Here is an 18,362-nt window from a genome sequence, read left to right on the forward strand (position 1 = left end):
GCACACTCGCGCCCCTACGGCTGGCGGAGGGCAACGGCCGGAAATCCGACGCTCGTTCCTGACTCTGCCGACGCGGCGGCCCGTCGATAACTCGCAGGGCATGCTCCCGCTCGGCTTCCGACATGGTTGCAAGGACGTCCGTCACGCGCTTCAGCTCATCCACGGTCAGCGCTCGCCCACAAGGTCGAGGTCGTCACGAGACACCTCTGGGGTGATCTCCGGAACAGGCCACGTGCGGTTCAGCGGCAGGGAGACATCCCGCCACCAGGGGCGCGTGGGGAGGATTCCGGCAGGCTCGAAGGGCTCGCCCGGAACAGGGACGGCGACTGCCTGTCCGACCGCGTCGGCCGCGGCCAGCGTCCACTCCCCCGGCTCGGCCCACGGATGCGGGGCGAGATTGAAGGTTGCCCAGTGGATCGGCAGCATCACACCGTGCGACAGGCCGCCTTGAAGGTCGAGGTGGGCGGTCATACCCTCCTCGGGCGTCATATGAATATCCGGCCAGAACTCGGAATAGGCCCCGATCTGGATCATCGTGGCGTCGAACGGGCCGTGCTCGGCGCCGATCTCCTTGAAGCCCTCGAAGTAACCGGTGTCACCGCTGTGGTAAATGCGGTGCTCGTCACCGGCCACGGACCATGACGCCCACAGCGTGTGCTGCGTGTTGCGCAGGCCGCGGCCGCAGAAGTGGCGGGCGGGCGTGGCGGTCAGGGTGATGCCGCCGACCTTCGTCGACTCGTGCCAGTCCAGCTCGCGCAGCCGGTCCGCCGAGACTCCCCAGTGCTCCAGATGGGCGCCGACGCCGAGCGGAACCGCGAAGACGGTGTCCGTGTCGGCCAGGGCCTTGATGGTGGGCAGGTCGAGGTGGTCGTAGTGGTCGTGGGAGATGACGACGACATCGACGGGGCCGAGCGCGGCCAGCGGCAGGGGCACGGGGTGCAGCCGCTTGGGGCCGGCGAACTCCAACGGTGAGCAGCGCTCGCCCCATACCGGGTCGAAGAGCACCCGGTGTCCGTCGATCTCGGCGAGCACACTGGAGTGCCCTATCCACGTCAGCCGCAGCCCGCTCGCCGGGGGCCTGGCCAGGTCGGCGTAGGTCGTCGGGTGCACCGGGACGGTGCCGGCCGGGGCACGGCGGGCGCGGTCCTCCTTACGGAAGAAGACTTTCGCCAACTCGAGCGCGGATCCACCCGACGGGCGGGTCCGGGTGCCCTCCGGGTTCACGAAGGCCCCGTCCGCGAAGTGCGGCGATCTACGGATGCGTGCCAGACGCTCCCCACTCGGGTCCGCGCCGAAGGCCGCAGGCCGCATGGCGCGCAGCCCGGAGGTCAGGAAACGGGAACCAGTCACGGCACCTCCTGTGAGTCGGTCACGCCCATCATTATGGTCGGCCCCTCTGACAGCGCGGGGTCGTCCGCGTGACAGCGCGGTGATCCCGGCGTATAGCGCGTTGTGCGGGCCGGATGTCACATTCGAGGGGCGCCGGTACGTCGTCACTGTGCGGGCGCCCACGATGGAGCGCCCGGGAATGACGTACTGGAGGTGCCCCATGGCCCGTATCTCCCTAACTCCGCGCCGCACCGTCTTCTTCCGTGTGATGGAGTGGTATTCGAAACGGACGTACGGCAAGGTCCTGGACCCGGGCAAGGCGCTCGCCCATCATCCCCGTCTGCTGTGGACCGATGTGCGGCTCGAGCAGGCTGTGGCGAAATGGAACAAGCTCGACCGCGGTCTGAAGGCGCTGGCCGAGATGGCGGCGGCCGCGTCGATCGGCTGCTCCTGGTGCATGGACTTCGGCTACTGGGTGAGCCGGGAACAGGGCGTGGCCCGGGAGAAGCTGGTCGATGTGCCGCGCTGGCGGGACAGTGATGTGTACACGGAGCTGGAGCGGGACGTCATGGAGTACGCCGAGGCGATGACGGCCACACCGCCCGAGGTGGACGACGACCTCGCCGCCCGGCTCGTCGGTCGGCTGGGCGAGCCCGCCTTCGTCGAGTTGACCGCGATGGTGGCGGTGGAGAACCTGCGCTCGCGCATCAACTCGGCGCTGGGCCTGACGAGTCAGGGCTTCAAGGAATCCTGCGACGTACCGAGCACCGCCCGGCAGGCGGAAGGAAGCTCCGCCCGGTAGAAGTCCCCGCGGGGGCGACCGAGGCCGAGCGTGCCCGGTGGGCACGTAGTGTCCTGCGTGCCCACCGGGAACAGGGAGCCTGAGCCGGTGGCCTTACCCGATGGGGTCGGGCCGCTCAGACCGCCTGAGCGATCCGCTCCCGGATGTCGTCAGGCGACAGGGAGCCCTTCGCCACGACGCAATCACCGGAGGACTCGCCGCGCAGCCGTCGCCCGATCCAGGGAACCAGGTGCTCGCGCGCCCACTGGATGTCGTCGCGACGAACCTCCAGCGTGCCGCGCGGCGGCAGCGGCGGCCACGGCTGGTCCGGGTCGGCGGGCACCTCCATGCCGAGCATCTGCCCCGCCCGCAGGGCGACCCGGGTGTGTCCCTCGGGCGAGAGGTGGAGGCGGTCGTCGTCCCAGGCGCGCCGGTCCTGGACGGTCTTCAGCGACCACAGGTCGAGGACCGGGCAGCCGTACCGGTCGGCGATCGCCCGGACGTGTCCGTTGTAGGTGGCGACCTTGCCGCGCAGATGCTTGAGCAGGGGCACGCCGCGGGTGTCGAAGCCGGTGGTCACCATGACGTTGCCGGCGACGGAGGTGAGGTCGGCGACGGCCCGCTCGAAACGCTCGGCGACGTCGTCGGGGTCGGTACCGGGCCGGATGATGTCGTTGCCGCCCGCACACAAGGAGACCAGGTCGGGGGCGAGTTCGACGGCCTTCGGGACCTGGTCCGCGACAATCTGGTCGAGCAGCTTGCCGCGCACGGCGAGGTTCGTGTACGTAAAGTCGCCCTCGGGTCGCCGGTCGGCGAGGAGCACCGCGAACCGGTCGGCCCAGCCGACGAACTGCCCGTCCGGGCCGGGGTCGCCGACGCCCTCGGTGAAGCTGTCCCCCACCGCCACGTACGACCCGATCACTGATCTGTTGTCACTCTTCGAATCGTCTGCCACGTCGCCCCATGATTCACCTTCGGATGTGAGCTACGCGACCGTAGGAAGGGGTTGACGGATGGTGAGAAAAACCACTCGCCGAGGTGGCGATATCCCGGAATAGGGCTCCACTCGACCGCACCGCAGAACGCTATGCCCGCTTCATGGCATTTGTACGCCATCTCCAGGGGAGGCCATGCAGTCGCGGAAGAGCGGCGGATTCGTCACGGTTGTCCGCGCCTGGAGCCCTGGGCGAGGACAACCGTCTCGTCGCCGCGGATGTACCGGACCGCCGGTGTCCGGCCACGGATGATTGCCTGATGAACCATGTCGTATCGTCGAGGCGCGGCCCGTCGGCGAGCAGCGCCGGTGGACGGATGGGAGGAGCCCCCGTGACGCAGCACGTCCCGTCGATCGAGCCCGAGCTGGCCGGAGTGCGCAACTTCCGGGACGTGGGCGGTCTGCCGACCGTGGACGGACGGCGTGTGCGGCAGGGAGTGCTCTTCCGCAGCGGTCACCTCGCGCACGCGACGCAGGAGGATGCGACGTTCCTCGCCTCCCTCGGCCTGCACACGATCTTCGACTTCCGCAACGCGGCGGACAAGAAGCTGGAGGGGCCCGACGTCGAGCTGCCGGGCGTGCGGAACGTCAGCCTTCCGCTGACCGACCCGGCCGACGGCTCGGAGTTCTGGAAGATGGTCCGCGACGGCGATCTGGAGCAACTGCGCGCACTGCTCGCCGATGGCAAGGCCGCGAACCGCATGATCGTCTCGTATCGCACGATGGTCACGGAGCGCACGGCCGAACACTCCCAGGTGCTGCACGCGCTGATCGAGGACAGCGTGCCGGCGCTGATGCACTGCGCCGCGGGCAAGGATCGCGCGGGCCTGTCGGTCGCGGTCACGCTACTGGCCCTCGGGGTCGAGCGCGAGGCGATCGTCGCAGACTATCTGGAGTCGAACGCCAAGCACCGCCGGTACAAGGTGCACCGCAACGGCTCGTCGGCCGAAACGTACTCCCCCGAGGTGATGGAGCTGCTCAGCCCGTTCTTCGACGCACGCGCCGAATACCTCGCGGCGGCGTTCGAGACCGTGGAGGAGACCTGGGGCGGCATCGACCCCTATCTGGAGCAGGGGCTCGGGGTCACACCTGTGCAGCGGGAGCGGCTTCGCGAGCGGCTACTGGACTGAACCGCCTCCGCTCGCTGGACCGTGTCTCTCCCGCCTCGCGTCCTACTTCTGCGCGCCGAGCTCGAACAGCAGCCAGATGAAGCCGGCGAAGAGGTGACCGACGGCGATGTAGATGACGAGACGTATCCACAGGGCGCGGGGGAACTTCTCCTCCATCGACCTGCGTTCGGGGCTGGTCTGCGGGTGCTCGGTCATAGCGTTTCTCCAGGGGTGGGGCCGATGCAGAGCGCGGAGTTCGGGCTCTGCAGCAGAGTGTGGACGAAGAGCAGCTCGGCCCCGTCATGATCGACGGCCGCGATCCGGTGAGGGGTGAGCGAGTCGAAGTGCGCGCTGTCGCCCGACTCGAGGATGTGCGCGCTGTCACCGAGGCACAGCCGCAGCCGCCCCTTGAGGACGTACAGCCACTCCTCACCGGGATGGACGCGCACGATGTCGCTCTGGGTGCCGGGAGGGACGTGGACGCGCAGGGCCTGCATCCCGCGGCCCGATGCGCCGGCCTGCCAGTATGTCCAGCCGCCCGCCCTCGTGGGCTCCATCTCGGGGGCGCGCACGACCGCGTCCCGGTCGGCGACGGTCTCGCCGAGCAGTTCGGAGACTGTCGTACCGTAGATACGAGCGAGGGCGAGCAGCATCGGCAGCGAAGGCTGACGCTGACCGGTCTCCAGCCGGGACAGGTGTGCGGGCGAGAGCCCGGCGGAGCGGGCCGCGACCTCCAGAGTGAGGGAGGCACGACGACGCAGCGCTCGCAACTGAGGCGCGACGGCGGGCAGGTCCTCGGCTGGCCCGGTCTCGGAAGTGCTCATACCTCTATTCAGCCGCAAGTTTGCCTTTCAGGCAACTTTCTTGCCTCAAAGGCAAACCCGCCGGGACCTTCGGCAGCGGCTACCGGTTCGCCACCGCCTGCTTGATCAGCGTCTTCCCGAAGTCCCACATCAGCCCGCCGTCGTGCGCGTCGTCCATGACCGCGGTGAAGGCCGCCACGAACCGGTCGACGTCCTCCTCGTCGATGATCAGCGGCGGGATCAGCTTGATCACCTCCAGATGGTCCCCGGAGACCTGGGTGAGGATCCGGTGGCGCTGCAGCAGCGGGACGACGACCATCTGCGCGAACAGGCCCTTGCGGGCCGCCTGCAGCACGGTCCACCGGCTGCGCAGCTTCAGTGAGCTGGGCCGGCCGAACTCGATGCCGATCATCAGGCCGCGGCCGCGTACGTCGCTGAGCAGCTCGTACTTGTCGATGAGCGCCGACAGCCGGGACTTCAGCTGCTTCCCGACGACACGGGCGTTCGCGACGATCTGTTCGTTCTCCATGACGGACAGGACGGCGAGTCCCGCCGCCATCGCCTGTGCGTTGGACCCGAAGCTCGCGGAGTGCACGAGCACCCGGTCCATGGACGAGTAGACCTTCTTGAAGATCCACTGCTTGCCGAGGGTGGCACCGACCGGCACATAGCCGCCGGAGAGTGCCTTCGCCACACACACCAGGTCCGGTTCGACGCCGCTCTCGTGCTGGTAGGCGTAGAAATCCCCGGTACGGCCCAGACCGGTCTGCACCTCGTCCGCGATCAGCAGCGCCTTGTGCCTGTGCAGCAACTCCTGGGCCGCGGCCAGATAGCCGGGCGGGGCCTCGTGGACGCCCTTGCCCTGGATGGGCTCGACGATGAGGGCCGCCACGTCCCCCTTCTTCAGCTCCCGGGCGAGGGCGTCGAGGTCGCCGAGCGGTACCGCCGTGTCGGGCAGCAGCGGGGCGAAGCCGTCACGGAAGCCGGGCTCGCCGTTCACGGAGAGGGACCCGGCGGTCAGCCCGTGGAAGGCATGGGCGCAGTACAGGATCCGCGGTCTGCCCGTGGCGTACCGGGCGAACTTCAGCGCCGTCTCGACGGCCTCCGTCCCGCTGTTGCCGAAGAACACCCGGTCCAGATGCGGGCTGTGCGCCAGCAGCTTCTCCGCCAGCAGCCCGGGCAGCGGCTGGCAGTCGAAGCGGGTGAGGTCGGCGAGCTGTGCGTCCAGGACGTCGTGCAGCGCCTTGCGGACCACGGGGTGGTGGCGGCCCAGGCCCATCACCCCGAACCCGGCGAGCATGTCCAGGTAGTCGCCCCCGTCGGCATCCCAGAAGTGGGCGCCCTCGGCGCACTCGTAGACCTTGTCGAAGCCGATGGTGTGAAGCATGCGCGGGAGCTGGTGGTTGAGGTACTTCGCATGCAGCTCGTAGCGCTCGGCCCCGCGCTCGGCCAGGAGCGCGCCGAGATCGAACTCCCGGTTCCCGGAAGGAGTGGTCATCCCTGTGTCTCCTTGGACAGCTCGTCCTTGGCGGCCGCCGCCTCGGCAGGCATCGTCCGCCCGTCAAGGAGTTGCGTCCGGGGCGCTCCCGCACCGGCGCGCCGGCCGGAAGCCCTCGTACCGGGTGTACGCGGGCTTTCGTCCGGTGCGGCGAGAGCGGGGGTCTCCTCTGCCCGAAGAGCTTGGGGGAGCACCGGACGTGGTGACGCGGCGGATGATGGCTGCCTGGGCACCAGGCAGCCGCTGATCCGCCCCGCAACCTCGACGGGCGTGAGGCCGATGTCGGCCAGCACCTCGCCGCGCTTGGCGTGCGCGAGGAACTGCTCCGGGATCCCGAACCGCCGTACCGGCACGTCGACGTCGGCGTCGCCGAGCGCCAGCGCGACCGCGGAGCCGACACCGGCGGACCGGATGTTGTCCTCGACGACCGCTACGAGCCGGTGCTCGGCGGCCAGGCCCGGCAACACGGGGTCGACCGGCTTGACCCAGCGCGGGTCGACGACCGTGCAGCCGATACCGCGGGCCTCCAGCAGCTCGGCGGCCTGGAGGCAGACGGGTGCCATGACGCCGACGGCGACCAGGAGCACCTCGGGCCGGTCGGCCCGGTGCAGCACATCCAGGCCGCCCACCCGGTCCACCGCCGAAATCGCCGGGCCCACCGACTCCTTCGGGAACCGGATCAGCGTCGGCGCGTCGTCGACCGCGACCGCTTCGCGCAACTGCGCCCGCAGTTGGTCGGCGTCGCGCGGCGCGGCGATCCTCAGTCCCGGCACCACCTGCAGGACGGACATGTCCCACATGCCGTTGTGCGACGGTCCGTCGACGCCCGTGACCCCGGCCCGGTCCAGGACGAACGTGACCCCGCAGCGGTGCAGGGCGACGTCCATCAGAAGCTGGTCGAAGGCCCGGTTGAGGAAAGTCGCGTAGACGGCGACGACGGGGTGCAGCCCGCCGGTCGCGAGACCGGCCGCGGACACCGCCGCGTGCTGTTCCGCGATCCCCACGTCCCACACCCGGTCGGGAAACCGCTCCGCGAACTTGGTCAGACCCACCGGGTGCAGCATGGCCGCCGTGATCGCCACGACGTCCTCGCGTTCCTCGCCGATCCGCACGATCTCGTCGCCGAACACCGAGGTCCACGAGGGGCCGCCCGTCGGCGCAAGAGGTTCGCAGGTGAGCGGGTCCATCGCGCCGACGGTGTGGAAGTGGTCCTCCTTGTGGGCGAGCGCGGGCTCATAGCCGCGGCCCTTCTCGGTGAGGCAGTGGATCACTACCGGACCGTGGAAGCGCTTCGCCCGGCGCAGCGCCGATTCGACGGCCCTGAGGTCGTGCCCGTCGATCGGCCCGACGTACTTCAGGCCGAGGTCCTCGAACAGTCCCTGCGGCGCGAACGCGTCCTTGAAGCCCTTCTTCGCCCCGTGCAGTGCCTCGTAGACGGTGTGGCCGACGACGGGCGTACGCTGCAGCACGTCCTTGCCCCAGGCCAGGACCTTCTCGTAACCGTCCGTCGTCCGCAGGGTGGCGAGGTGGTTGGCGAGGCCACCGATGGTCGGCGCGTAGGAGCGTTCGTTGTCGTTGACGACGATGATCAGCGGACGGTCCTTGGCAGCGGCGATGTTGTTGAGCGCCTCCCAGGCCATGCCGCCGGTCAGCGCACCGTCCCCGATGACCGCGACGACATGGCCCTTCTCCCCCTGCACCTGCCGGGCCTTGGCGAGCCCGTCGGCCCAGCCGAGCACCGTGGAGGCGTGGCTGTTCTCGATGATGTCGTGCTCGGACTCCTCACGCGACGGATAGCCGGACAGACCGCCCTTGCCGCGCAGCTTGGAGAAGTCCTGACGCCCCGTCAATAGCTTGTGTACATAGCTCTGGTGACCGGTGTCCCACAGGATGCGGTCGACCGGCGACTCGAAGGCCCGGTGGAGAGCGATGGAGAGTTCCACCACTCCCAGATTGGGCCCCAGGTGGCCACCGGTCCTGGCGACCGCATGGACCAGGAACTCCCTGATCTCCTCGGCCAGTTGACGAAGCTCTGACTCGGACAGCGCCTTCAGGTCGCGTGGTCCCCGGATGCTCTCCAGAATCGACACGCTCGGCCCCCTCTCGGTCCCTGCTGTTCAGCTCACGGTGACGGCCGGTTCTCCGGACCCGGCGCCGTCCTTCTCCATCTGCTCGGCGATCTTCATCGCTTCCTCGATGAGCGTCTCCACGATCTTCGACTCGGGCACGGTCTTGATGACCCGGCCCTTGACGAAGATCTGGCCCTTGCCGTTGCCGGAGGCGACCCCCAGGTCCGCCTCCCGCGCCTCCCCCGGACCGTTGACCACACACCCCATGACCGCGACCCGCAGCGGCACCTCCATGCCCTCCAGGCCCGCCGTGACCTCCTCGGCCAGCTTGTACACATCGACCTGGGCGCGCCCGCACGACGGGCACGAGACGATCTCCAGGCGCCGCTGCCGCAGGCCCAGGGACTCCAGGATCTGGATGCCGACCTTGACCTCCTCGACCGGAGGCGCGGACAGCGACACCCGGATGGTGTCGCCGATGCCCTGGGAGAGCAGCGCACCGAAGGCGACGGCCGACTTGATGGTGCCCTGGAAGGCCGGCCCGGCCTCGGTGACACCCAGGTGGAGCGGGTAGTCGCACTGCTCGGCGAGCTGGCGGTAGGCGTTGACCATCACGACCGGGTCGTTGTGCTTGACCGAGATCTTGATGTCCCGGAAGCCGTGCTCCTCGAAGAGCGACGCCTCCCACAGCGCCGACTCCACGAGCGCCTCGGGCGTCGCCCTGCCGTGCTTCTGCAGCAGCCGTCTGTCCAGCGAGCCCGCGTTCACCCCGATCCGGATCGGGGTGCCGTGGTCCTTGGCCGCCTTCGCGATCTCCTTGACCTTGTCGTCGAACTGCTTGATGTTGCCGGGGTTCACCCGAACGGCCGCACAGCCCGCCTCGATCGCCGCGAACACGTACTTCGGTTGGAAGTGGATGTCCGCGATCACCGGGATCTGCGACTTGCGGGCGATCGTGCCGAGGGCGTCCGCGTCGTCCTGGGTGGGGCAGGCGACGCGGACGATCTGGCAGCCGGACGCGGTGAGCTCCGCGATCTGCTGCAACGTGGCGCCGATGTCCGACGTACGGGTCGTCGTCATCGACTGCACCGACACCGGGGCCCCGCCCCCGACCGCCACCGGCCCGACGTGGATCTGTCGCGACACGCGCCGCTGCGCCAGCGGACGGACGGGAACCTCGGGAACACCCAAGGGAATGGCGGTCATCCCGTCACCGCTGCTTTCCGCTGGTCATGGTCTCGCGCGCGGCCCGCAGCGACTCCTTCAAAGAGCCCATGGTGGCGAGCACGGCGGTCGGCTCGTACCCACAGTGCGCCATGCAGTTGGCGCAGCGCGGATCCTTGCCTCGGCCGTACTTTTCCCAGTCGGTCTCCTCCAGCAGTTGCCGGTACGTGGCCACGTACCCGTCGCTCATCAGGTAGCAGGGCCTCTGCCAGCCGAAGAGCGAATAGCTCGGGATCGCCCACGCGGTGCACGGGAAGTCGACCTTGCCCTCGAGGAAGTCCAGGAAGAGCGGGCTCTGGTTGAGCCGCCACCGCCTGCGGTTGCCGCCCGAGAAGGCCTTCTTGAACAGCTCGCGGGTCTGCTGCACGCCGAGGAAGTGCTCCTGGTCGGGGGCCTTCTCGTAGGCGTAGGCGGGCGACAGCATCATCTCGTCGACCTGCAGGTCGTCGTTGAGGAAGTTCAGCACCTCCACGATGGTCTGCGGGGTGTCGGTGTTGAAGAAGGTCGAGTTGGTGGTGACCCGGAAGCCGCGTCGCTTGGCCTCCTTGATGGCCTCCACCGCTTCGTCGAAGGTGCCTTCCTTCGCCACGGAGGCGTCGTGCCGCTCACGCAGCCCGTCGATGTGCACGGCCCAGGCGAAGTAGGGCGAGGGCTTGAACTTGTCCATCTTCTTGCGCATCAGCAGCGCGTTGGTGCACAGGAAGACGAACTTCTTCTTGGCCACCAGCTGCCGCACGATCTCGTCGATCTGCGGATGCATCAGCGGTTCTCCACCTGCGATGGACACCATCGGTGCACCGGACTCGAGAACCGCTCCCACGGCCTGTGCGACCGGCATGCGCTGCTTGAGCACGCCTGCCGGATGCTGGATCTTGCCGCAGCCCTCACACTTCAGGTTGCAGGCGAAGAGGGGTTCCAGTTCGACCAGCAGCGCGAACTTGTCCCGCCTCCTGAGTTTCTGTTCAAACAGGTACGTAGCGACCTTGATGGTCTGACGCAGCGGCATAGCCATCTGGCTCACCTCCGAGGGAGCAGCAAAGAACGGTGCCATTCGAAGAAAGCTGGGAGGACGGCACGTAGGACGCGGAAAGCCGATATTCCACCGCGCAAGGTGCCGATTCGGACGAGTTCATGTTCTGGAGCGTCCACGACCACCCGGACGGCCGCAACCGGGCGGTCCCCCGCGCGCACGGCGCTGTGGACCGTCGCGGCAGACTCCATGTCGACCGCGATGGCGCCCGTCGCAAGTAGTTCCGACCGCTCCTGACCTCGGACGACGTGGTCCGAGCCGGTGAGCGGCCCGGTGTGGACGGTGCGCCCCGGGACGGTACGCACGAGTTCCTTGACCAGTAGCTCCGTGCCCACACACGGGGTGGTGCCGCGCGGGTCCCAGGCCTCCTCGGCGACGACCAGGTCGCCGGGGTGCATACCGGGAGCGAGGCCCGCGCAGAAGCCCGTGGCGAGGACGGCCGCCCCGGCGAGCGCCGGGTCGGCCAGCGCCCGGGTGATCGAACGCTCGGCCGACCGGGGTCCCATACCCGTGCGGAGTACGGTGACGGGCCCGTCGGCGCCCGCCCGGTCGCCGCTGCGCAGCGCGAACTGCTCGATGCCGAGCGCGCAGGCGATCAGCAGCGGGGCCGCGTCGGGCTTCTTGCTCATCAGCTCCCCTTGGCCTCGGCGAACGGCTCGCCGTGGACGTAGCGGCCGAGCGCGGTGAGCGGGAAGACCTGCCGGTACAGGTGGTAGTTGATGGAGAAGTCCCAGGGGAAGCCGGTGCCGGTGAAGTACGGCTCGTCCCAGGAGCCGTCCTCGTTCTGGGTCTGGGCGAGGAACTTGATGCCGCGTTCGACGGCCTTGGAGTCGCTCTCCCCGGCCGCCAGCAGTGCAAGCAGCGCCCACCCCGTCTGCGAGGCCGTGGAGGCGCCCTGGCCGCTCAGCTCCCCGGGTTCCCGGTAGGAGCGCAGGTCCTCGCCCCAGCCGCCGTCGTCGTTCTGGACGCTCTCCAGCCAGCCCACGGCACGGCGGATCGCCGGGTGCGCGGCAGGGATCCCCGCGGCAACCAGCGCGGGCACCACCGAGCCGGTGCCGTAGACGTAGTTGACACCCCAGCGACCGAACCACGAGCCGTCGGGCTCTTGTTCGTCCAGCAGCCACGCGATGCCGCGGCGGGTGCGGGGGTCGTGGGAGAGTCCCTCGACCGCGAGCATCTCCACGACGTGACCGGTGACGTCGGCGGACGGCGGGTCGATGACCTCCCCGAAGTCGCAGAACGGCAGCCGGTTGGGGAACTGGCTGGTGTTGTCGACGTCGAAGGCACCCCATGCGCCGTTCTTCGACTGCATGCCGAGGTTCCAGCGCACCCCGCGCCCGATCGCCTTCTCGGCCCGCTCCGCGTCGGGGTGCTTGACACGGCGCAGCGCGAGGACGACCTCTGCGGTGTCGTCGATATCGGGGTAGTTGTCGTTGTGGAACTCGAACGCCCAGCCGCCCGGGAGCAGTCCGGGACGTCGCACCGACCAGTCCCCGGGCCGGACGATCTGCTCGCCGAGCATCCAGTCCGCGGCCTTCACCAGTTGCGGATGGTCAGCGGGTACGCCAGCGTCGGCGAGCGCGATGGTAGCGAGGCAGGTGTCCCACACCGGGGACTGGCAGGCCTCGATCATGCGGGCGCCGTCCTCGCGCCACACGGTGAAACGATCCAGCGACGCGAGCCCCTCGCGCATCACAGGATGCTGCAGGTCGTAGCCGAGCAGATGCAGGGCGATGATCGAGTACACCGCGGGCGGCTGGATCCCGCCCCAGCAGCCGTCGTTCTCCTGCCGCTCGATGATCCAGCGGGCGGCGGAGTTGATGGCGGCCCTGCGCAGTCGGCGCGGGGCGACTTTGCGGAACTGGTGCAGCGCCTTGTCGAGCCGCTGGAAGACGCCGTCCCAACTTGCCACGCGCGCAAGGGGATTGGCGGGCCTGGGGCCTCCCGGGTCGGTGTGCAGCTCGTCGAGCGGGAAGGGCGCGGGGCGCACCGGGCGCTTCGCGCAGACGATGGTGAGCGGCACGATGGTCTGCCGCGCCCAGCAGCCGAAGTCGTAGATGTTCAGCGGCATCCACTTGGGGAAGTAGATGATCTCCGGCGGCATTTCGGGCAGGTCCTCCCACCGCCACCAGCCGAACAGAGCGAGCCAGATCCGGGTGAAGACGCGGGAGGCGGCGATGCCGCCCCGCTCACGGACCCATGCGGACGCCTTCGCCATATGGGGCTCGTCCGGCGCGTCGCCGGCCAGGCGCAGCGCGACGTAGGCCTCGATGGTGGTGGACAGTTCGCCCGGTCCGCCGTGGAAGGTGGCCCAGGTGCCGTCGTCACGCTGCTCGCCGCGGATGAACAGCGCGGCGGCTTCGGTGGTCTTCTCGTCGCGGATTCCCAGGAACTGACGGAGCAACAGATCCTCGGCGTCCATGGTGACGTTCGTCTCGAGGGCACCCTTCCACCAGCCCTGGGCGTCCTGGCGTGACAGCAGGAAGTCCGTCGCGCGCCACATAGCGCGCTCGGCGGCGTCTCGTGTGCCGACCGTCCCGGCCGCCTGCGGGAGCGGTTCGTTGGTGTCGCTGGCCGAGGCAGCGCGGGGTGGCAGGGCCCCGGTGCTTCCGTCGGTCGTCGCTGTCATGGCTTCCCCTTCGTGCAGTCGTGCAAGTCGTCCTGCTGTGGGTCCGCCGTCGGCCGGTGCGCGTCAGCGAGGGGGTCCCTCGCTCATGGGGGTCCCCCCAGCCGAGACTGGGGGGAGACGCCAAGAGTGGGGCCGCACCGGCCGGCGACTACGCGAGATGTATTCGACCGATAGTGATCATCTCTTCCGTACGACGACGAAGTCGGCGAGCGCCGTGAACTGCGCGCGCACCTCCTGGGACATCTGGACCGAGTCCAGGGCTTCGATGGCGATCGCGTGCTGGCGACGAGCCTCCTCGGCGGTCCACTCGCGGCCGCCCGCCTCCTCGATGAGCGCGGCGCGCGCGGCGAACTCCTCCTCGGAGAAGTTCTCGAAGTCACTGCTCTTGGCGTCCTCGGCGAGGATCTCGCCGAGCCGCTGGGAGGCCGGTCCGCCCGCGGCCAGCGCGGCCACGACCGGCAGGGACTTCTTGCGCTGACGCAGATCGCTCCAGGTCTGCTTTCCGGTGGCCTCCGGGTCGCCCCAGATGCCGAGGAGGTCGTCGACGGCCTGGAACGCGAGGCCGAGGTGGTAGCCGTACTTCTCCAGGGTGTCGGCAATGCGGTCGTCGGCGCCGCCGAGGACCGCACCGATGGAGGAGGCGCAGGCCAGCAGGGCACCGGTCTTGTTGCCCTCCATCTCCAGGCACTCCGCGACACTGACGCGGTCGCGGTGCTCGTAGGAGATGTCCTGTGCCTGACCGTCGATCAACGCGCGTGTGGCGGTGGTCAGGCGCCGGGCGGCGCGCCCCGCCTCGACGGTGCCGAGTTCCAGCAGGACCTCGTTGGCCAAGGCGAACAAGGCGTCGCCGACGAGGATGGCCTGGGCGGGACCATGGACCTTCCACACGGTGTCGCGGTGGCGGCGCTGCTCGTCGCCGTCCATCAGGTCGTCGTGCAACAGGGAGAAGTTGTGCACCAGCTCGACCGCGACCGCGCCGGGCACGCCCACTTCGGGGGCCTTGCCCGCGGCCTGGGCGGAGAGCAGGGCCAGCGCGGGGCGCACGGCTTTGCCGCCGTGACCGTCCGCGGGGTTGCCTGCGGCGTCGATCCAGCCGAAGTGGTAGGCGGCGACGGTGTCCATGGGCGGCGCCAGGCGGTCGACGGCCGCCCGCAGCACCGGGGTGGCCAGGGTCCGGCCGCGCTCCAGGAGCGCGGACACGTCCACCGCGTCGGCAGCCTTCTCGGCCGGGGGCACAGTGGGCACAGTCTCTCCTCTATTTGCGATACCGGGGGTGCGGGGGCCTCTCTCGTTCGGATCGACGCTCATGCCGCCTCCTCGAAAGGGTCGGGGAGGCGGGCGCCGGACCGGCCCAGGGCATCCAGTGCGGCGCCCGCCGCACTGACGCCGCTGCGGACCGCACTCTCCATGGTCGCGGGCCACCCTGTGGCGGTCCACGCTCCGGCCAGACAGAGGCCGGGGGCCTTGGTGCGCGCGCCGGGCCGCAGCCGCCCGACGCCGGGGGTGGGGGCGAACGTCGCCGTACGCTCCCGGGTCACGAAGAAGTCCTTCACTTCGGCGCCGCGGGTCGCGGGCAACAGCCGCTGAAGTTCCGGTAGATAACGCTCGCGCAGCGCGGCGACGGGCTCGTCGATCTCATCCTGCGCGGTCGACTGCGACAGCGCGAGGTACTGGCCCTCGCGCAGCCCGGACGCCTCGGTGCGGTCGAAGACCCACTGCACCGGGGAACCGAGCGCGGTGAAGAACGGCCGCCCGAGCACCTTGCGGTCGTAGACGACATGGATGTTGAGGATCGGCGCGGTGCCGATCTCGAGCAGCCGCTCGGGGGCGTCGAGGGCGCCGGCGGGCAGCAGGTCGTGGGCCTCGCGCTGCGGCACGGCGAGGACCACCGCGTCGGTCTCGATCCGTTCGCCGGGAACCTGAACGCTCCAACGCCCGTTCCCGTAAGGGGAGATGGAGGTGACGCGTGTACGGACCTCGGTACGGACGCCCGCGGACTCGAGCGCCTTGCGCGCCAGCCGGTCGTGCAGTTCGCCCAGCGGGACGCAGGCCCAGCCGATGTCCGCCGCGCCCGGGTCGGACAGCAGACCCGTCTTGAACACCATCGCGGCGAGCCCCAGCGAAGCATCCGCGGCCACGGCATTGAGCGTGGCGACGCCGACCAGGTCCCACAGCGCCTCGATGGCGCGCGCCGACTGGCCGTGCGCGGCGAGCCAGCTGCCGAAGTCCTGCGTGTCGAGCGCGGGGTCCGCGAGGTCGAGTGCTCTCAGCGCCAGCGCGGCACGCCCGACCTTGGCGCGCTCGGCGAGCGAGAGATGGGGGTAGGTGGCCAGGCTGCGCCCGAGATGCAGCGGCACGGGCAGTGCGTCGCGCCGTAGTCTGCCGAGCCGTCGTCCGGGAACTGCGTTCGCGTCGAGAACGGGCACGTCGAGACGATCCTGCAGGGGCGCGAGCGCGGCCGCGTCGATGCGGTCGAGGAACCAGCGGTACGCGGTGCAGCACCGCAGATAGACATGCTGTCCGTTGTCGACGGTCAGGTCCCCGCGCTGGAAGGAGAAGGCGAGACCGCCCAGGCGTGGGCGCCCTTCCAGCAGGGTGACGCGCACCCCGGCGTCGGCGAGCGCGAGCGCGGCCGTGATTCCGGCGAGCCCCCCGCCGACGACCACGGCGGACGTCCCGGGGGCGGACGGCCTGACCGGGCGGTCCGCGGTGTCCGCGGCCGGGCCTTCGGGCCGTGTGCCGTCGCTCATCGTGCTTCCTCCCCTGCCGGTCCGCCGTGGTGCTTGAACGATGCACGGTGGGCCGTCTCGTTCAGGGACGCCGCGCCGCACCGGAGGGTTGCCTGCCGCTTTTCGCCGATGAAGTCGCCTGGGGCCGGATTCTCCATCAGGCACGCCTCCTGATGGTCCGCCGGGACACGTTCCGCGCGTCGAGGCCCGAGAGGCCGCGCACGGCGACGTACGCCTTCTCACGGCCGGGCAGCGAGACACGGCCGCGCAGCACGGCCTCCGGCTCGCGCTCGATGCGGTCCAGCAGCCGGCGGTAGATGCCGGCCATGGCGGCGACACAGGCGCCACTGCGCCGGTCGAGCATGGGCAGCAGCCGGTAGCCCTCGGCGAAGAGAGCACGGGCCCGACGCACTTCGAAGTGCACGAGGCCTGCGAAGTCCGAGCCCTCCGGTGGCGTCGGTCCGTGGAACCCGGCCGAGCAGCCGAACTTGGCGAGGTCGTCGGCGGGCAGGTAGACGCGGCCGCCCTCGGCGTCCTCACGGATGTCCCGGAGGATGTTGGTGAGTTGCAGCGCGAGCCCGAGCGTGTCCGCGTACTCCGGCCCGCGTTCGGCGCCGCGTGCCCCCGGTTCCGTGCCGAACACACCGAGCGAGAGCCGTCCGATGGCTCCGGCCACACAGCGGCAGTAGACCTTCAGGTCGTCCCAGGTCTCGTACGTCTCGCCGCGTACGTCCATGAGGACGCCGTCGATGAGTTCGTCGAGGCCGTCGAGCGGGATCGGGAAGTACCCGGCGGCATGGGTGAGGGCGACCGCGACCGGGTCGGTGTCGTCCTCGGCCACCCTGCCGTCGCGGATCCGGGCCAGCAGTGCCCGGGTCTCCTCCAGCCGCGCCCTCTTGACGTCGGCCGCCAGCGCGCCGTCACCGATGTCGTCGACCCGCCGGGAGAAGGCGTACAGCGCCGACATCGCACGGCGCTTGGCCGTCGGCAGAAGTCTGATGCCATAGGCGAAGTTACGGGCCTGCTGCCCGGTCACGGCCTCGCAGTAGCTGTACGCGGCGAGTACCGGCGGGGACACGTGCTGTTCTGACTCCACAGTCCCGATCACCCCTCTCCTCGCAGAGTCACGCCCACCTCGCGCAGCAACCGGAGCTTGCCGGGCTTGGGGGGGCCGGGAAGTACGTCGTATTCGGTGGCGACGATCGCGTCGATCGCCGCCCTGCCTCCCGCCACGAAGCCCGCAAGCAGCAGCCTCAGCCTGCCGTGGACGCTACCCACGAGGGGGGCACCTTCATTCAGGAGATCGCGGGCGCGTTCTGCTTCGTACGCAATCAGTGCGCGCACCGATGCGCCTGCTGTGTGCGTGGCGAGGTCCGCCTCCTGGACATGAAAGCGCTTCATGTCCTCGACGGGCAGATAGATGCGGTCACGGCCGAGGTCCTCGGCGACGTCCTGGAGGTGTTCCACGATCTGCAGCGCCGTGCAGATCGCGTCGGAGCGCCGGATGCGCTCGGGCGTGGACGCTCCGGTGACGGCGAGGACGAGCCGTCCGACCGGGTTGGCGGACAGTTCGCAGTACGCAAGGAGGTCGTCGTACGTCTCGTAGCGCCTGACGAGCTGGTCCTGGCGGTTGGCGGCGATCAGGCCGAGGAACGGCTCCGGAGTGAGGCCGGCGCGCTCGACCGTGGGCTGGAGGCGGGCCAGGAGGGGGTGACTCGGCGTCGACTCGAAGACCCTGTGCAGGTCCGCCTCGAAGGCGTCCAGGAGGACGAGGCGGTCCTCGGCCTCCTTCGGCGACACACCGAGGAGGCGGGCGTCGGCGCCGCCGGGGGCGAGGTCGCCGTCGCCGATGTCGTCGACGAGGCGGGCGAAGCCGTAAACGGCCATCAGATCCGCACGCCAAACCCTGGGCAAGAAGAACGGGGCCACAGGAAAGTTCTCGTCCGCGGCCTTGTCGAGGGTGTCGCGCTCCGGGTCACCGGTGCGCGCCGTCCCGGCTTCGATCACCGCTCGCCGCCCGGCGCGGAGACGGCACATGCCTCGCGGAGCCGGAGACTTTCCGTAGCCATTGCCGTCACATCTCCCGTTCTACACTGCCGACCCAATACATCCCATTTCGGACACGCCGCCTGGCTGTCCGCACAGCGCGGCAGGTGTGGGGGTGCAG

The 18,362-nt window shown here is 69.8% G+C and carries 17 protein-coding genes; 2 read left to right on the forward strand and 15 right to left on the reverse strand.

Annotation, left to right across the window (positions count from 1 at the left end):
* Nucleotides 1-165: 165 nt before the first annotated feature.
* On the reverse strand, nt 166-1,350 hold the full coding sequence (locus BIV24_RS27620) for an MBL fold metallo-hydrolase (protein WP_071369188.1): 1,185 nt from the start codon (nt 1,348-1,350) through the stop codon (nt 166-168).
* Between the two features lie 199 nt (nt 1,351-1,549).
* Between BIV24_RS27620 and BIV24_RS27625 the strand changes: the two genes are divergently transcribed.
* Entirely contained in the window at nt 1,550-2,131 is a 582-nt protein-coding gene (locus tag BIV24_RS27625) for a carboxymuconolactone decarboxylase family protein (protein WP_071369189.1), read from the forward strand.
* 115 nt (nt 2,132-2,246) lie between these two features.
* Here the strand turns inward: BIV24_RS27625 and BIV24_RS27630 are convergent, their stop codons facing one another.
* Nucleotides 2,247-3,032, reverse strand: a complete 786-nt coding sequence (locus tag BIV24_RS27630) for an SGNH/GDSL hydrolase family protein (RefSeq protein WP_071369190.1) — start codon at nt 3,030-3,032, stop codon at nt 2,247-2,249.
* A gap of 404 nt (nt 3,033-3,436) precedes the next feature.
* Here BIV24_RS27630 and BIV24_RS27635 point away from each other — a divergent pair, with 404 nt between their 5' ends.
* Entirely contained in the window at nt 3,437-4,234 is a 798-nt protein-coding gene (locus BIV24_RS27635; protein WP_071369191.1) for a tyrosine-protein phosphatase, read from the forward strand.
* 42 nt (nt 4,235-4,276) lie between these two features.
* Here BIV24_RS27635 and BIV24_RS27640 read toward each other — a convergent pair whose 3' ends face one another.
* The 13 genes from BIV24_RS27640 to hpnC all read right to left on the reverse strand — a co-directional run bounded on the left by BIV24_RS27640 (nt 4,277) and on the right by hpnC (nt 18,202).
* Complete coding sequence (locus BIV24_RS27640) at nt 4,277-4,390, reverse strand: DUF6126 family protein (protein WP_071369229.1); 114 nt, start codon at nt 4,388-4,390, stop codon at nt 4,277-4,279.
* Nucleotides 4,391-4,425: 35 nt separating this feature from the next.
* Entirely contained in the window at nt 4,426-5,037 is a 612-nt protein-coding gene (locus tag BIV24_RS27645) for a helix-turn-helix domain-containing protein (protein ID WP_071369192.1), read from the reverse strand.
* Nucleotides 5,038-5,116: 79 nt separating this feature from the next.
* Nucleotides 5,117-6,514 carry an aspartate aminotransferase family protein gene (locus BIV24_RS27650; protein WP_071369193.1) on the reverse strand — a complete coding sequence of 466 codons (1,398 nt, stop codon included), beginning with the start codon at nt 6,512-6,514 and terminating at the stop codon, nt 5,117-5,119.
* The gene (gene dxs / locus BIV24_RS27655) at nt 6,511-8,604 is read right to left on the reverse strand and encodes a 1-deoxy-D-xylulose-5-phosphate synthase (protein ID WP_425442598.1); all 2,094 of its coding nucleotides are present in this window, start codon (nt 8,602-8,604) and stop codon (nt 6,511-6,513) included. The genes BIV24_RS27650 and dxs overlap by 4 nt, the downstream gene beginning before the upstream one ends.
* A 27-nt stretch (nt 8,605-8,631) precedes the next feature.
* Nucleotides 8,632-9,789, reverse strand: a complete 1,158-nt coding sequence (gene ispG / locus BIV24_RS27660; protein WP_071369194.1) for a flavodoxin-dependent (E)-4-hydroxy-3-methylbut-2-enyl-diphosphate synthase — start codon at nt 9,787-9,789, stop codon at nt 8,632-8,634.
* A 4-nt stretch (nt 9,790-9,793) separates the two neighbouring features.
* Nucleotides 9,794-10,819 (reverse strand): adenosyl-hopene transferase HpnH, encoded by a 1,026-nt coding sequence (hpnH, locus tag BIV24_RS27665; RefSeq protein ID WP_071369195.1) that lies wholly within the window; start codon nt 10,817-10,819, stop codon nt 9,794-9,796.
* Between the two features lie 5 nt (nt 10,820-10,824).
* Entirely contained in the window at nt 10,825-11,466 is a 642-nt protein-coding gene (locus tag BIV24_RS27670) for a phosphorylase family protein (protein ID WP_071369196.1), read from the reverse strand.
* Nucleotides 11,466-13,466, reverse strand: coding sequence for a squalene--hopene cyclase (shc, locus tag BIV24_RS27675; protein WP_071369197.1), 2,001 nt, complete (start codon nt 13,464-13,466; stop codon nt 11,466-11,468). Before shc ends, BIV24_RS27670 begins: the two co-directional genes overlap by 1 nt.
* 177 nt (nt 13,467-13,643) lie before the next feature.
* Nucleotides 13,644-14,774, reverse strand: coding sequence for a polyprenyl synthetase family protein (locus BIV24_RS27680; RefSeq protein ID WP_079168573.1), 1,131 nt, complete (start codon nt 14,772-14,774; stop codon nt 13,644-13,646).
* Complete coding sequence (gene hpnE / locus BIV24_RS27685) at nt 14,771-16,216, reverse strand: hydroxysqualene dehydroxylase HpnE (RefSeq protein WP_071369199.1); 1,446 nt, start codon at nt 16,214-16,216, stop codon at nt 14,771-14,773. The genes BIV24_RS27680 and hpnE overlap by 4 nt, the downstream gene beginning before the upstream one ends.
* Nucleotides 16,213-16,353 (reverse strand): DUF6380 family protein, encoded by a 141-nt coding sequence (locus BIV24_RS36565; protein WP_425442599.1) that lies wholly within the window; start codon nt 16,351-16,353, stop codon nt 16,213-16,215. Before BIV24_RS36565 ends, hpnE begins: the two co-directional genes overlap by 4 nt.
* Nucleotides 16,353-17,303, reverse strand: a complete 951-nt coding sequence (gene hpnD, locus BIV24_RS27690) for a presqualene diphosphate synthase HpnD (protein WP_071369200.1) — start codon at nt 17,301-17,303, stop codon at nt 16,353-16,355. The genes BIV24_RS36565 and hpnD overlap by 1 nt, the downstream gene beginning before the upstream one ends.
* Nucleotides 17,300-18,202, reverse strand: coding sequence for a squalene synthase HpnC (hpnC, locus tag BIV24_RS27695; RefSeq protein ID WP_107459762.1), 903 nt, complete (start codon nt 18,200-18,202; stop codon nt 17,300-17,302). The genes hpnD and hpnC overlap by 4 nt, the downstream gene beginning before the upstream one ends.
* Nucleotides 18,203-18,362 lie beyond the last annotated feature (160 nt).

Origin of the sequence: Streptomyces colonosanans, from assembly GCF_001866645.1 — a bacterium.
Classification (GTDB): Bacteria; Actinomycetota; Actinomycetes; order Streptomycetales; family Streptomycetaceae; genus Streptomyces; species Streptomyces colonosanans.

Bases quoted from the DNA above. Each gene is read 5' to 3' on its own strand.
- BIV24_RS27625 (WP_071369189.1), top strand. From the start codon at position 1,550: ATGGCCCGTATCTCCCTAACTCCGCGCCGCACCGTCTTCTTCCGTGTG.
- BIV24_RS27640 (WP_071369229.1), bottom strand. From the start codon at position 4,390: ATGGAGGAGAAGTTCCCCCGCGCCCTGTGGATACGTCTCGTCATCTAC.
- BIV24_RS27645 (WP_071369192.1), bottom strand. From the start codon at position 5,037: ATGAGCACTTCCGAGACCGGGCCAGCCGAGGACCTGCCCGCCGTCGCG.
- BIV24_RS27650 (WP_071369193.1), bottom strand. From the start codon at position 6,514: ATGACCACTCCTTCCGGGAACCGGGAGTTCGATCTCGGCGCGCTCCTG.
- ispG (WP_071369194.1), bottom strand. From the start codon at position 9,789: ATGACCGCCATTCCCTTGGGTGTTCCCGAGGTTCCCGTCCGTCCGCTG.
- hpnH (WP_071369195.1), bottom strand. From the start codon at position 10,819: ATGGCTATGCCGCTGCGTCAGACCATCAAGGTCGCTACGTACCTGTTT.
- BIV24_RS27670 (WP_071369196.1), bottom strand. From the start codon at position 11,466: ATGAGCAAGAAGCCCGACGCGGCCCCGCTGCTGATCGCCTGCGCGCTC.
- shc (WP_071369197.1), bottom strand. From the start codon at position 13,466: ATGACAGCGACGACCGACGGAAGCACCGGGGCCCTGCCACCCCGCGCT.
- BIV24_RS27680 (WP_079168573.1), bottom strand. From the start codon at position 14,774: ATGAGCGTCGATCCGAACGAGAGAGGCCCCCGCACCCCCGGTATCGCA.
- hpnE (WP_071369199.1), bottom strand. From the start codon at position 16,216: ATGAGCGACGGCACACGGCCCGAAGGCCCGGCCGCGGACACCGCGGAC.
- BIV24_RS36565 (WP_425442599.1), bottom strand. From the start codon at position 16,353: ATGGAGAATCCGGCCCCAGGCGACTTCATCGGCGAAAAGCGGCAGGCA.